This is a genomic window from Paenibacillus sp. KS-LC4, from assembly GCF_036894955.1.
GTDB lineage: Bacteria > Bacillota > Bacilli > Paenibacillales > Paenibacillaceae > Pristimantibacillus.
This window is the reverse complement of sequence record NZ_CP145905.1, coordinates 5,250,001-5,263,873: the sequence shown is the minus strand read 5'-3', so window position 1 is coordinate 5,263,873 and position 13,873 is coordinate 5,250,001. Positions and strand designations below refer to the sequence as shown.

Sequence of the window (13,873 nt, the reverse complement as noted above, 5' to 3'; positions counted from 1 at the left end):
AAAGCCAATTAACATATACCCCACTGAGTATAGTAAGGAAATGAACTAATCTTCTTCCCAAAATTCTCTACCTAATGGGATTTGTAGCTTTCTATTAATTTTCTTACCTTCGAATTGTCTAAAATGACTAAAGAAATCCTTTCCAACAACTAAGTAAAAATTGGTGATTTCAATTTCATTCCCAAATAACTCGCCATAAAAGATTGCATATCTTACATCACACATGCGTATATTTTCACCTGCAATTTTAGGTAGATCTAAATAAGAGGCATCATTTGGCAGGAATAAACCTAAATCGATTGTAGGGGAAGTCTGCAATTTAACTTCTAGAAGCTGATGCTTTACATCTGGAAATTTACCATCGTCATTAAAATAGGAATATCCTAACGACTTACAAACTAACTTGTGTAAATTTCCGCCACGATTCCTCTCTTGCAATGCACCTTCATAAGGTATTCGTTGTCCTACAATTGCACATAATTTTTTAAAAATTTTATCAAGGGGCATTAGTTGTTGAAACTCAGGATAAGCTGAAGGAGAAACCATTTTTGATATTTCATAATTTTCTGAATAGATTGATTGCACGAAATCTGTATCTTTCGAACTCAATTGCTCAGCAATTAATGTTTTAGGTCTGTTTAAGCTCGCTTGATATTTCGTAGTTAATTTTCCTGTCTTATCTAAATCCGATATTGTATCTCCTGATACTACCTTAACTTGAGATATTACATCATCATCTGTTATTCTTATTAACACATATCGACGCGAAGGTGAAACCTCTTCATTCCATATTTGTAAATTATTTGATTTTTGAGTATAAACATCAAAATTTTGACATGCAAAACGCGGTTGGGTTTTTTTGAAAGAATTTGGAACGGGGTAGCCTAATGCTAAGCATACATGAGATTTTACAACTTTAGATCGTGTGCGTAACGGAAGCCCATTTAAATTGAGCCCAACTAATTGTTCGGAAAGCAAAAATTCTAGTTCTTTCGAAGGTAACCAATAATGTTCATCACCTATTTCAATTACGTCATAAATGCTCAAACGGTCGACTGTGATATTATTTTTGATTGTGTATGCCCTTTTCATGTTTCCTCCTGTGGTAATAATTCTGAGATTTCAACTTCAAGTGCATCAGCTATGTTTTTTAAATTTAAAACACTGATGTTTTTTTCTCCCCTTTCTACGTAGCCAAGGAAAGTACGATCTAGCCCAGCATCATGTGCTAGTGCTTCTTGAGTGATACCTTTCAAATGCCTGAAAAACTTCACTTTTTTTCCTACTTGCCTTAAAAAATCCTCATTCGTTTTTTCGTTTTTTTGATATTTTATGTTATTGTTCATGTTATAATTATCCCAAAGATAAAGATTATATTCGACAGTCTATAAGCATCATTTGGATGTTGATAAGCATCTTTGAGATGTAAATAAGCATCATTAAGGTGTTGATAAATTTTATAGATTCAAAAAATAAATAAGGGGTTTTATAAAATATGAATGTTTTATCAACTAAAGAGACGGGTTCACATTATACATCGGCTGATCTTTCTAATTTTATGGCTGAAAAATTGCTTCATTACTTTAAACAGCAATCAAATAATGCACCTTCTGAACTAACGATTCTTGATCCTTCTTGTGGGGATGGAGAGTTACTTAAAGCTGTTAATAATATATTTCATAATTACCCCTCTCATTTAATTGGTATTGATACTAGTAAAGAAGCTATTGATCAATTAAATCTTAACTATAGTAAAAATAATATAGATACATTCAATATGGACTATTTAGAATTATTCGAGAATGAAGCAGATTATGATCTGTTTTCTCAAACTGAATCATCTCAAGTAAGTCCATTACATGAAAATGGAATAATAAAAAAAGCGGATTTAATTATAGCTAACCCTCCTTACGTTAGAACGCAAGTTATGGGGGCTGATAAAGCACAACAATTAAGTTTAAAATTCAACTTAAAGGGTAGAGTTGATTTGTACCAAGTTTTTCTTGTTGCGATGACCAAACAGTTAAAGGAAGACGGTATAATCTGTGTAATTACATCAAACAGATATTTGACTACAACTGGGGGGAAAGACACCCGCAAATTTTTGGATGATAATTACGAAATATTAGAGGTCATTGATCTAGGAGATACAAAACTTTTTAATGCTGCTGTATTACCTGCTATCTTTATCGGGAGGAAGAAAAAAAATAATGAAATTAAGAGAAATAAAGAAGTAAATTTCATGAAGGTTTACGAGGAAGCAAATCATGATATAGATGATAAAGTAGTAAATGCGAAAACCCTTTTTCACGCATTAAATAAAAATAGCAGTGGTATATATAATATTAATGATAAAAAATATAAAGTAACGGTTGGTTATTTAGGTATATCAGAAGATCCGGCGGAACTCTGGGTGATGGCTTCCAAAGAGGATAAAGAATGGGCTGATAAACTTAGAAAAAATTCGCACTGTAAATTTGAGGATGTTTTCAAGGTGAGAGTAGGGATAAAGACTACTGCTGATAATGTTTTCATAAGTGATAAATGGGAAAAAGAGGAGTTTATCCCGGAGGGAGATTTACTTTTTCTACTTGTATCTTCTGATAGTGCTTCGAAATGGAGAATTGATTCTGCTAAGGTTAAAAAAAGAATATTATATACTCATTTTAGCAATCATGAAAAAAAAGAAGCTATTGATATAACGAAGTATCCTAATGCACAAAAATATTTGAATATGCATAGGCAACAACTAGAAGGAAGAAAATATGTCATAAGAGCTAAGAGGAATTGGTATGAAATTTGGGTTCCTCAGGATCCAAACGCTCTAAATAAACCTAAAGTAATCTTTCCAGATATAAGCCCGTCTCCTAAATTTGCGATTGATTTGACGGGTTATATGGTTGATGGAAACTGTTATTGGTTATCCCTTATAGATGATCGAAATTCAGATTTATTATATTTAGCAACAGCAGTAGCTAACTCAAAAATAATGAACAAATATCATGAAATTGAGTTTCAAAATGTGCTTTATTCAGGGAGAAAAAGATACTTAACTCAATACGTAAAAAATTATTTACTGCCAGATCCGTTAAATATAAATTCTCTTGAAGCTATTAATCTCACTAAAAAACTCGTAGAAAATGTTTATGATGAAAATGAAGTGCTTAAATTAGAACTACTAATAGAAGAGAATATTTTGAGAGCTTTTGACATTAAACTTTAAAATAAGACGAATTGTTCAGCCAAATGTGACACGCAGTTGTAATATGTGAAAGCTTATTTTTCTAGCTTCCATTTGGTTGGCCATCGTGTAGACGCCGGCCATCTCTTTCTGCTGGAGGACAGCAGCAATTTTTTATTTTGCATACGAAAACAGGCATTTTTCTGCACCAGCGACATGTGCGGAAAATGCCTGTTTGCTTTGCAATTTGTTTTGAATACATAGCGGTTTCTCCTTATGCAACATTAGGTAAGCGTTTTCTTTTGCGCGAAAATGATGGTAGAATGGCGTTGATTCCCGTGATCCGCAGCAGACCAGGAGATTGAACTTATAACGTAAGGCGGAGGAAAAGCGATGAAGATGACGACATTTCGGAAAATGATAGCTTTGATTATTGCGCTGCTCATCCCGATTATTTTGCTTTACGGCTATTCGAACCAAGTAAGCGTAGACGTGGTGCAGACGACGATTAAGGAGCAGAATCTTAACCGCCTCGGTTTTTTTATGAGCCAGCTCGACATGATGGTGGATCAGCTGGTGAAGCACTCCACCTCGGCAAGCCGCGATTACAGCATTCGAGAGTATGTGGAGGGCCGGGGGAAAAATGATGAGCTTGTTCAGCTCCAGCGCCACTTGCGCCTTGTGGATATGCTGAATATGCAAACGACGACGAGCGCTTGGACGAATCAAATTATTTTATATTTGCGCGACACCAAGGAGCTGATCTCGACGGATTATTCCGCCCATTATGACGAGCAGAAGCTTGCAGCCAGAGACATGGGCAAGTGGGTTCATGAATATGCGACAACGTTCGGCATTAAGGAAATGCTGTTCAGTCGCATGCAGCAGTCGGACATGCCAAATTTATATGTAGAGGTGCGGTTCACCGATGCCAATTTAAAAAATATGCTCAACTCGCTCCAGCAGGATGAGGCGCGCGAGCCTTTTCTTTATCATCCGGGCGAAGCGCCGATCATGGGCTTTAACGGCAACTATCGGCTTGTCACACAGGCGATGGAGCAGCTGGAAAGCTTGCAGCTTGCGGGCAGCGGCAGCCTTAATCTTGAAATTAATCGCCAGCAGTATATTGTAAATTATATTAGGTCCGCCAGCCTTGGCTGGTATTTGGTTGATGCTGTGCCGCTCGCGAGCGTGTTTGCGCCGATTAATACAAGCCGCAATTTGTTTTATATCTCCATTGGATTATTAATGGCGCTGGGCGTTTTGTCTACCCTTTTGCTGTATCGCAATGTTCAGCGACCGATTGTGCTGCTGGTGCGGGGAGTGCAGCGTATCAAGGACGGACAGTTTTCTACCCGTCTGAAGCAGCGTCCTAACAATGAATTTGAGTTTCTGTTCAGCAGCTTTAATGAGATGGCGGAGCAGATTCAGGAGCTGATCGACAAGGTTTACATGGAGACGCTGCGCTCCAAGGAAGCGACGCTGAAGCAGCTCCAATCGCAGATCAACCCGCATTTTTTATATAACTGTTTATTTTATATTAAAAATATGGCGAATCTTGGCGATAAGGAGGCTGTCGTGGCGATGTCACTAAATTTAGGTGAATACTATCGCTACACGACACGAATGGAAAATAGCATGACGACGGTGCGTGAGGAGCTTAAGCTGGTGGAAAACTATTTGATTATTCAGCAGCTCCGTATCCAGCGTCTGCACTATGAAATTGATATTCCTGAGGAAATGATGGATTTGAAAATTCCGCGGCTGCTCATTCAGCCTATTGTGGAAAATTCAGTCGTCCACGGAATTGAAAGCCAGCTGCAATTTGGCATTGTCCAAATTAAAGGGCTGCGCCATAACGGCGTGAATCGGCTCATCGTTGATGATAATGGCGGCGGCCTGACGAAGGAGGAGATGGTTAAGCTGCGTATGTCGCTTGCTGTTCCTTTGGATGAGCACACTGGCTGCGGCCTATGGAATACACATCAGCGGTTGGCACAGCTATACGGCGGTCAATCGGGCTTGCGGTTCTCTGCTTCCCCTTCGCCGCTGAATGGCTTTCGAACGGAGGTTATATGGGAGGACAAGGAGGAAGCGTGATGGATGAGCAGCGGGCATTTAGACTTTTGCTTGTGGACGATGAGGCGAGCGTGGTGGACAGCCTTGCCGATACGCTTCCATGGGAGCAAATCGGCATCGGCGCTGTGTTTAAAGCTTATTCTGGCGTAGAGGCGCTTGAAATATTAAATACGAATACGATTGATATTCTGATTACGGATATCCAGATGCCGGGCATCAGCGGATTGGAGCTGCTCCAGCAGGTTCGCAGGAGCTGGAAGCGGATTAAATGCATTTTATTGTCCGGCCATGCCGAGTTTGCTTATGCGCAGCAGGCCATTGCCCATGAAACATATGACTATTTATTAAAGCCGATCAGTGACGGCCACATTTTGGAAAAGGTGGGCGGGGCGGTTCAAGCATTAAAGAAGGAGCTGGACGAGAAGAGCTTCCATCAGCGCGTAGCAAGAGCCTTTCAAGAGAACTTGCCCAAGCTTCAGGGCGAGCTCTTGAATGAATTGCTTGAGGGACGTAAATATTCAGCCGAGCGGCTGCCCGAAAAGCTGGAATCGCTCAAAATTCCAGTTGCCATGGGTCAACGCTTTGCGCTGATGCTCGTACGGCTTGAGGGCAAGCTGTCGGAGATGGATTTCTATAGTCTGTCTCTGATGGAATATGCCGTGAGCAATATGGCGGAGGAGCTGTTTGAGGAGCGTTTCCGTCTCTGGACATGTAAAACCATTCACGGCTATTTGGTGGGCATTGTTACGGAAATTCCAGCAAGCGCTGGCGAGCCGCCTATCGCAGACAAGCAAGGAGAGGGTGAGGAGCCGCTGTATGGTTCATCAGATGAGGGCAAGGCCCCGGATGAGGAGCTCCAGCTCAAAGCCTCGCAGCTTCAGCTCAGCGTCAATCATTATTTGAGTGGAGAGGTATCCGTGCTCGTCAGCCAGTGGGGGTCGTTCCCGCAAGATGTCAGGCAGCGGTATGAGGATGTTTTGCTGGCGCTGCGTCGTCAGGTCGGCAGCCAGAGCGGGCTGTTTATCCATGTCGCTTGCGATATCGCCCGCCAGCAGCCAGTTCATTCGCTTCAGCGCCTATACGAGCCGCCGATGCTCATTCATTTGATGGAGTCGGGCAGCTGGGAAGCGGCCGAGCAGAAGCTTGGCGGCATATGGAGCGAGCTGAATCAAGGCTGGCCGGATTCCCCGGAGCATCTGATGGAAGTGTTTTTCTCCATCTATGCCTCGTTTTGCTCCTTTGCCCACAAGAACGGTCGTGAATTGGGGGAAATGATCGGCTCCGGCTTATCGGATATGAGCGGGCTGCTGCCAAGCCGCTCCATTACGGCATTGAAAAGCTGGATAGACGAAGCATTTCGGCTGCTGCGGCAAAGCATGGAAAATGATACGAGAAATGAACGTGAAATAACGGTAGGCAAAATTCGCAGCTACATTGAGAAAAATCTCGTCACCGATGTGACGCTGCAAGCGATCGCTGATTATCTATTTATGCATCCGGTTCATGTGTCGCGGATCTTTAAGCTTGCGACGGGCGAAAATGTGAGTGACTATGTGCTGCGGCTCAAGATGGAGCTGGCAGCATCCATGCTGGCAAATCCAACTCTGAAAAGCTATGAAATCGCGCTCCAGCTAGGCTATCAGAACCCGAATTATTTCAATAAGGTGTTCAAAAAATATTATTCCCTGACGCCCCAGGAGTACCGGCAAAAGCTGGAGGGCGGTAAAGAAATGAAATAGCGAAGGGCCATAGCAGCGGCGCCGCAATCCAAGCGATGGAGCGGTGCTGTTTTTTTGTACTCTTTTTCACTGTAAAAATGCTGTAGCGGAATCCTGTTAATTTTGTATCATTCGATTAAATTGTTGTCATATTATCTTTTAGCTATTCGAATTAAGATAGGGACAGAAGCATGAAAGCGCTTCAACTAAGATGATGCTGTACGTGAAAAAAAGCGAAACGGGAGGTCAGCATTTCTATGAAAAACGGATTGAAAAAGGCAGTAGCGGTTTCTTTGTTGACAGTTGTCGTGGCAGGCTGCGGTAATGCAGGCAATCAGGGAACGGGAAGCAATGGCGGGACGACCGCTCAAGCGGGCAGCGGCGAGAAGCCAACACTTACCTTTTGGATGAAGAAGCAACTGTTTGACGATCAAAATACGCTAATTACAGAGCGTGCGAAGCAGTTTGGTGAGGACAACAACGTGAACGTAAATGTGGAGCTGATTGCCTACGAGGATTTTTATCCGAAGTGGACGGCGGCGATTGAATCCAAATCGGTGCCGGATGTTTCCTTTTTCGGCTATCAGGAAATTGGGCAATTTTACGGAAAAGGCGTTTTAGAGGATGTAAGCGATGTGGTTGCCAGCCTGCAAGGCAATAACGCCATTAATGAAAATACGAAAAAAGCGATTACGTTCAGCGGCAAGCAATATGGCGTGCCCTTCTGGACCGAGACGCAGGTGCTCTACTATCGCAAGGATTTGCTTGCCAGTGCAGGCTATACAGAGCCGCCGAAAACATGGGACGAGCTTAGGGAAATGGGCAAAAAGCTGACAGACACAAGCAAAGGCCTATATGGCATCGGCATGGGCTATGGCAAGGGCAACTCTGACGCCGAATTTCTGACTCGCGGCATTATTTGGTCCTACGGCGGGTCTGTCGATACGCAGGACGGCAAAACGGTCATTGCGGATTCGCCGGAAACGGTACAAGCCGCTTCGTTTATCCGCGATATTTTCTTAACGGATAAAAGCACGCCGCCAAGCGCAATCGGTTGGGATGACGCAGGCAACAATAAAGCTTACTTGAGCGGCCAAGCGGCGATGATTTTTAACACGGGCAGCGTGCTCGCGACGATTAAGAAGGACAACCCGGACTTGTATGAGAAAACGGGCATCGCGCCTTACCCGGCCGGTCCTAAAGGCATCTTTATTCCAGGCATCAGCAACAATCTCGGCATTTTCAAAGATTCGAAAAACAAGGACTTGGCTAAAAAATTCATCTCCTACATGCTGGATAAAGACTGGTATAAGTCATGGATTGAGAAGGGCGCTCCACTGACGGCACCTGTATATGACGAGCTCGCGAAGGAAGCGGTATGGCAGGATGAGAAAAACAAAGCATTTGTCGAATCTGTTGCTGGCTTTAATTTCCTCGGCTATCCTGGCGAGTACAATGCGAGGGCGGGGGAAGTGTTCAATCTTCGCATCGTCAATGATACGTTCCAGAAGCTGCTGCTTGAAACGAGCTACACGCCGGAAGCGGCCATCACAGATATGCAGGCTAAAATTCAAGAGGTTTACAGCAAATAAGGTTTAGTAAAGTAAGCTGTTATTAATTCGGCGGAGGACGGCCAGAACGCTTGGCCCTCCAATGCCTTTAAGTAAGGCGGGATGAGGCTTGAATACAAACCAAAACAATAAACTGGCTTATTTCCTCATGAGCCCGGTATTGATTTATCTGCTTGCGGTAATGGTGCTGCCATTCGGCTGGGCGCTTTATTTAAGCTTTACGAATAAAGTCGTAGGCGCGGATGCGGTTTTTATCGGGCTCGGCAATTATTTGGAGCTGCTGCAGGATTCGGCATTTTGGAAGGCGACGTGGAATACGGTTGTTTTTACCGGCGTAGCCGTGTTGTTCAAAACGGTGTTTGGCATGATTATGGCGCTTGTGCTTAATGAGAAAATTATATTCCGCAATACGTTCCGTGTTCTTTTATTTTTACCTTGGACGATCCCGACTATCGTCTCGGTGTTTACCTGGCAGTGGATTTACTCCGATGTCGGCGGGGTGCTGAACTTTCTGCTATTGAAGACTCATCTAATTGATCAACCGCTCGGCTGGCTGGCAAGGCCGGACCTTGCGATGTTCTCGGTCATTCTGGTTAACGTATGGCGAGGCATTCCGTTTATGGGAATCGCCATTCTAGCTGGCCTTCAGACCGTGTCGAAGGAAATGTATGAAGCGGCTATGCTGGACGGGGCGGGTGCGGTCAAGCGATTTTGGCATATGACGCTGCCTTCCGTGAAGGAAGTTACGATACTCGCTGCAGTGATGACTACGATCTGGACCTTGAACGATTTCGAAATTATTTGGCTGCTGACGCGCGGCGGGCCTGCCAATGCGACACAGGTGCTGTCTACGCTGAGCTATACGATCGGATTTTTGAATATGAGCCTTGGAAAAGCGATCGCCATCGCCATTATGACGATGCCGCCGTTGATTCTGCTGATCAACTACGTGACGAAGCGCTCGCTATCATCCAGAGATTAGGTGATATAGGATGGAAAATAAATCAATCGGCAAACAGGTTCTCGTCTATGGAACTTTAGCTTTTTTATTACTCTTTGCTTTGTTCCCGCTGTATTGGATGCTGAATACGTCCTTCAAGTCGCAGGGGGAAATCTACAATATGACGCCATCCTTCTGGCCGCAGGTGTTCAGCTGGTCCGCTTATGAGAAGCTGCTGACGGAGAAGGGCTTTTTATCAAATATTAAAAATAGCCTTTACGTATCGTTAATCGTATCTTTTCTGTCGATTTTGTTCAGCATGCTGGCTGCCTATGCCATTTCCAAATTGCAGTTCAAGGGCCGCGGCTTTATATCCAGAGGAATCTTGTACGCCTACTTGATGCCGCGAGCGGTGCTGTTCATTCCGCTATATATGCTGGTAAATGCGATTGGTCTTAGCAATTCGGTTTATGGTCTCATGCTTATATACCCGACCATTACGATCCCGTATGCGACATGGATGCTGGTCTCCTATTTTAAATCAATTCCGGGAGAGATTGAGGAAGCGGCGATGATCGACGGCTGCAGTCGGGCGCGCACGATGTGGAGCGTTATTTTTCCCCTCGCTGCACCTGGGCTTGCCGCCACCTTTATCTTTGCCTTCACGCTGTGCTGGAGCGAATATTTATATGCCCTCGTTATCGTAACGAAAACGAGCGATAAGACGATTACGCTTGGCCTATCAGATATGATCGTTGGCGATGTATTCGCTTGGGGTCCGCTGATGGGCGGCTCGATTATCGCTTCAATTCCAGTCATTATTATGTATTTGTTTACATCAAAATATATGGTTAGCGGGATGACCGTTGGAGGAGTCAAATAATGAGCACAAAGTATAAAGTTCTAGTGACGGCGACGAATTATTCGCTGCTATGTGCCGATGCGAAGCGAATGCTGGAGGAGGCAGGCTGTGAAATTATCGAAAACCAGCTTGGTCGGCCCCATACGTATGAGGAGCTTGCTCCGCTTGTCGCGGATATCGACGGGGTTGTGGCTGGCGTAGATACATGGGATGAAGCGATTTTTAAGCTGGCGCCAAAGCTTAAGGGCATTGCCCGCTTCGGCGTTGGCGTCGACAATATTGATTTGGCGAAGGCAGAGGAATATGGCATCAAAGTTGCCAATGTGCCGGGCGGCAACGCCAATGCAGTAGCGGAGCTGACGATTGGCCTCATTTTATCCATGCTTCGCAACATCCCGACGCTTGAACGCTCGGCAAGACGCGGTTATTGGGATCGCACGGTTGGCATGGAGCTGGCGGATCGCACAATCGGGCTGCTTGGCTTCGGCAATATTGCCCAAATGGTAGCGAGGAAGCTGCACGGCTTCGATGTAGAAATCATCGCTTACGACAAATACCCGAATGAAGAGAAGGCGAAGGCGCTTGGGGTCAAGCTTGTCTCCTCCGATGAAGTGCTCGCTCAGAGCGATGTCGTCAGCATGCATCTGCCGAGTCTCAAGGAGACCTACCATATGATGAGTGATAAGCAATTTGAACAGATGAAGCCGACAGCCTATTTCGTCAATACGGCGCGGGGTGCGCTAGTCGATGAGCGAGCATTGTACAGCGCATTGAAAAAGGGCAGTATCGCCGGAGCGGCTATTGATGTGTACGAGCAGGAGCCGGTAGCGGCGGACAATGTGCTTTTTGAGCTGGATAAGCTAATTGCAACGCCTCATACCGCAGCGGAAACGGCTGAGACGTATTACCGGGTTGGCCTAAATACGGCGCAGGCGCTGCTGGACATTTTTACAGGCAAGGACCCTGAGCATTTGCTTCGGTAACTTATAGCCTTAACCTAAACGATAAATAGAAAGAGGGATTGGCACGATGAAACGATTGTACGGTGTAACGACGGCGATGGTGACGCCGTTCACAAAAGAAGGACGGGTGGATTTGACAAAGGTGGAGGCGCTGACCGAATTTCTGATTTCCAAGGGCGTACACTGTCTGTTCCCCCTAGGAACGACAGGAGAGATGGTGCGGCTGTCGGTTGACGAGCGCAAAGCGGTTGCGGAGACGGTCGTGAAAACAGCGGCTGGAAGAGTTACGGTATTTATTCATGCAGGCGCGGCAACACAAAGTGATACGATTTTGCTGGCGCAGCATGCCCATCATATTGGGGCTGACGGCGTTGGTGTAGTTACGCCGTTTTTCCTTGGCGCAAACGATGCGGAGCTGGAGCAATATTATGTGACGGTAGCGTCGAGCCTGCCTGCTGACTTCCCCGTCTACTTGTACAATATTCCGCAATGTGCATCTAATGATCTCAAGACGGATGTTGCCCGGAGGGTAGCAGAGCGCTGCGGCAACGTAGTCGGCGTCAAGTACAGCTATCCTGATTTTCTGCGCACGAATGAATATTTATCTATACAAGGCGGCGATTTCTCCGTGATGCAGGGGGCCGACCGTTTATTCCTTCCGGCGCTTGCGATGGGCTGTGACGGTGTGATATCTGGCGTGTCGTGTGTATATCCAGAGCCTTTTGTGGCGGTATATAACGCCTACCAGGCGAAGGATTTGGATAAGGCCCGCGAATGGCAGCGCATTGCGATTCAATATTGCGAGGTGCTGAGAAGCGGAGCGAATATGTCCTTTTTCAAGGAAGCGCTCAAGCTTCGCGGCATAGATGCCGGCTGTATGCGCGCGCCGCAGCTTGATCTTGGCGCGGAGGAGGTGGCGGCGCTGAAGGAGCAGCTCGCTGCGCTGCCACAGGTAATTTAGCGATGTCATATATATTACTGAAAGTCGATTAATAACAAGCAGCGCCTCTGCTTCATTTAGGAGGGGCGCTGCTTGTTAGATTGTGTATGCAAACCAGAAGACGTATACTCATCCATACTCTCATAGTGCCTATCCGCAACTGATCTCATCTAACGGCACAAGGCATAAGGCATGAGCTTAGACGCCAGAATAGGCCATAAAGCCGCCATCTACCGGCACGACAATGCCGGTGACGAAGCCGGACATTTGCTCATCCGCCAGCCATAGCAGCGTGCCGAGCAAATCCTGCGGCGAGCCGAAGCGGCGCATTGGCGTGTGAGAGATGATTTTGCCAGCCCGCGCCGTATGGGAGCCGTCTTCATTCAGCAGCAGGCGCTCGTTTTGCTGGGTCAGGAAGAAGCCGGGTGCAATGGCATTTACGCGAATGCCGGCATCAGCCAAATGGACCGCGAGCCACTGCGTGAAATTGTTGATCGCCGCTTTGGCTGCACTGTAAGCCGGAACCTTCGTCATTGGCGACGGTGCGCTCATCGACGAAATGTTAATAACGGCTGCGCCAGCCCTGCCAAGCATCTGCTTGGAAAAAGCCTGAGTCGGAATAAGGCTGCCGACAAAGTTTAAATCCAGCACATTGCGGAAGCCGTCAACGTTTAAGTCGAAAAATGATGTAACGTCAGGATTGTCCAAATCCTCTGGCTGGAACGTCTCATTCGTCGTGTTGGCGCTTGGATGATTACCGCCTGCGCCATTAATGAGCAGGTCGCAAGGACCAAGCTTGGCTAGCACCGTTTCCGCTGCTGCCGCAACGCTTTGCTGGTTGGTGACATCGCATGCAACGGCAATAGCTTGTCCGCCTGCGGCGTTAATAGCTACCGCAACCTGCTCGCCCTTTTCCGCTGTGCGGTTAAGCACGGCGATCTTCGCTCCTTGCCGTCCAAGCTCCAGCGCCATTGCGCGGCATAATACGCCTGCGCCGCCTGTAATGACGACGACCTTGCCCCCGATAGAGGCATGGTTTGGTAAATTTATCGTTTCGCTCACTTCACAGCAGCTCCTTTCGTGTTGGCAGCTTTCTGAAATGCATCCCATAAGCCCCAAAGGTACATGATGCCGAGGGCGCGGTCATACAAGCCGTAGCCTGGACGACATACTTCACCCCAAATATGACGGCCGTGATCCGGACGGCAGTAGCCCTCGAATTGCTCCTCATGGTAAGCCTGCACGACACCAGCGATATCGACTGTACCATCCTGTGTCCGGTGTGACGCTTCGATGAAATCGCCGCTTTCATAGACGCGTACGTTGCGAATATGCGTGAACGGTATGCGATCGGCAAACTCGTGAATCATCGACACGATATCATTTTCCGGATTAGCGCCCAGCGATCCAGTGCATAAAGTAAGACCATTATAAGGACTGTCATGCAATTGGAGATAACGGCGAATATGATCTTGCCCTGTAATGATGCGCGGCAGACCAAAAATCGGCCAAGGCGGATCATCGGGGTGAATGGCCATTCTAATGTCATGCTCAGCAGCAAACGGAATAATTTCATCGAGAAAATATTTCGCATTTGCCCATAGATGCTCTTGCGTAACT

12 protein-coding genes (1 of these 12 cut by a window edge) are annotated in these 13,873 nt (G+C 46.0%); 8 read left to right on the top strand and 4 right to left on the bottom strand.

What is annotated here, in order from left to right; genetic code table 11:
* Window positions 1-45: 45 nt before the first annotated feature.
* Together V5J77_RS22315 and V5J77_RS22310 are read right to left on the bottom strand one after the other, a co-directional pair.
* Window positions 46-1,092 carry a restriction endonuclease gene (locus V5J77_RS22315; protein ID WP_338553039.1) on the bottom strand — a complete coding sequence of 349 codons (1,047 nt, stop codon included), beginning with the start codon at window positions 1,090-1,092 and terminating at the stop codon, window positions 46-48.
* Window positions 1,089-1,346 carry a helix-turn-helix domain-containing protein gene (locus V5J77_RS22310; protein WP_338553038.1) on the bottom strand — a complete coding sequence of 86 codons (258 nt, stop codon included), beginning with the start codon at window positions 1,344-1,346 and terminating at the stop codon, window positions 1,089-1,091. Before V5J77_RS22310 ends, V5J77_RS22315 begins: the two co-directional genes overlap by 4 nt.
* Before the next feature lie 149 nt (window positions 1,347-1,495).
* Here V5J77_RS22310 and V5J77_RS22305 point away from each other — a divergent pair, with 149 nt between their 5' ends.
* The 8 genes from V5J77_RS22305 to V5J77_RS22270 all read left to right on the top strand — a co-directional run bounded on the left by V5J77_RS22305 (window position 1,496) and on the right by V5J77_RS22270 (window position 12,274).
* Window positions 1,496-3,223, top strand: a complete 1,728-nt coding sequence (locus V5J77_RS22305; RefSeq protein WP_338553037.1) for an N-6 DNA methylase — start codon at window positions 1,496-1,498, stop codon at window positions 3,221-3,223.
* Between the two features lie 351 nt (window positions 3,224-3,574).
* Entirely contained in the window at window positions 3,575-5,281 is a 1,707-nt protein-coding gene (locus V5J77_RS22300; RefSeq protein WP_338553036.1) for a histidine kinase, read from the top strand.
* The gene (locus V5J77_RS22295) at window positions 5,281-6,999 is read left to right on the top strand and encodes a response regulator (RefSeq protein WP_338553035.1); all 1,719 of its coding nucleotides are present in this window, start codon (window positions 5,281-5,283) and stop codon (window positions 6,997-6,999) included. The genes V5J77_RS22300 and V5J77_RS22295 overlap by 1 nt, the downstream gene beginning before the upstream one ends.
* Window positions 7,000-7,235: 236 nt before the next feature.
* Window positions 7,236-8,570 carry a sugar ABC transporter substrate-binding protein gene (locus tag V5J77_RS22290; protein ID WP_338553034.1) on the top strand — a complete coding sequence of 445 codons (1,335 nt, stop codon included), beginning with the start codon at window positions 7,236-7,238 and terminating at the stop codon, window positions 8,568-8,570.
* Between the two features lie 88 nt (window positions 8,571-8,658).
* The gene (locus V5J77_RS22285; protein ID WP_338553032.1) at window positions 8,659-9,531 is read left to right on the top strand and encodes a sugar ABC transporter permease; all 873 of its coding nucleotides are present in this window, start codon (window positions 8,659-8,661) and stop codon (window positions 9,529-9,531) included.
* Window positions 9,532-9,541: 10 nt separating this feature from the next.
* Window positions 9,542-10,372: a carbohydrate ABC transporter permease gene (locus tag V5J77_RS22280; RefSeq protein WP_338553031.1), complete on the top strand. Its 831-nt coding sequence runs from the start codon at window positions 9,542-9,544 to the stop codon at window positions 10,370-10,372.
* Window positions 10,372-11,334 carry a phosphoglycerate dehydrogenase gene (locus V5J77_RS22275; protein ID WP_338553030.1) on the top strand — a complete coding sequence of 321 codons (963 nt, stop codon included), beginning with the start codon at window positions 10,372-10,374 and terminating at the stop codon, window positions 11,332-11,334. Before V5J77_RS22280 ends, V5J77_RS22275 begins: the two co-directional genes overlap by 1 nt.
* Window positions 11,335-11,380: 46 nt before the next feature.
* Window positions 11,381-12,274, top strand: a complete 894-nt coding sequence (locus V5J77_RS22270) for a dihydrodipicolinate synthase family protein (protein ID WP_338553029.1) — start codon at window positions 11,381-11,383, stop codon at window positions 12,272-12,274.
* A gap of 177 nt (window positions 12,275-12,451) precedes the next feature.
* On the opposite strand, the gene V5J77_RS22265 is transcribed toward V5J77_RS22270, so the two are convergent.
* Window positions 12,452-13,315, bottom strand: coding sequence for an SDR family oxidoreductase (locus tag V5J77_RS22265; RefSeq protein WP_338553028.1), 864 nt, complete (start codon window positions 13,313-13,315; stop codon window positions 12,452-12,454).
* Window positions 13,312-13,873: the 3' portion of a mannonate dehydratase gene (gene uxuA, locus V5J77_RS22260; RefSeq protein WP_338553027.1), read on the bottom strand. It continues 524 nt past the right edge of the window; only the last 562 of its 1,086 coding nucleotides appear in the window; its start codon lies off the right edge, out of view; the stop codon is at window positions 13,312-13,314. Before uxuA ends, V5J77_RS22265 begins: the two co-directional genes overlap by 4 nt.

Bases quoted from the DNA above. Each gene is read 5' to 3' on its own strand.
- V5J77_RS22270 (WP_338553029.1), top strand. From the start codon at position 11,381: ATGAAACGATTGTACGGTGTAACGACGGCGATGGTGACGCCGTTCACA.
- V5J77_RS22295 (WP_338553035.1), top strand. From the start codon at position 5,281: ATGGATGAGCAGCGGGCATTTAGACTTTTGCTTGTGGACGATGAGGCG.
- V5J77_RS22290 (WP_338553034.1), top strand. From the start codon at position 7,236: ATGAAAAACGGATTGAAAAAGGCAGTAGCGGTTTCTTTGTTGACAGTT.
- V5J77_RS22305 (WP_338553037.1), top strand. From the start codon at position 1,496: ATGAATGTTTTATCAACTAAAGAGACGGGTTCACATTATACATCGGCT.
- V5J77_RS22315 (WP_338553039.1), bottom strand. From the start codon at position 1,092: ATGAAAAGGGCATACACAATCAAAAATAATATCACAGTCGACCGTTTG.
- V5J77_RS22275 (WP_338553030.1), top strand. From the start codon at position 10,372: ATGAGCACAAAGTATAAAGTTCTAGTGACGGCGACGAATTATTCGCTG.
- V5J77_RS22280 (WP_338553031.1), top strand. From the start codon at position 9,542: ATGGAAAATAAATCAATCGGCAAACAGGTTCTCGTCTATGGAACTTTA.
- V5J77_RS22300 (WP_338553036.1), top strand. From the start codon at position 3,575: ATGAAGATGACGACATTTCGGAAAATGATAGCTTTGATTATTGCGCTG.
- V5J77_RS22310 (WP_338553038.1), bottom strand. From the start codon at position 1,346: ATGAACAATAACATAAAATATCAAAAAAACGAAAAAACGAATGAGGAT.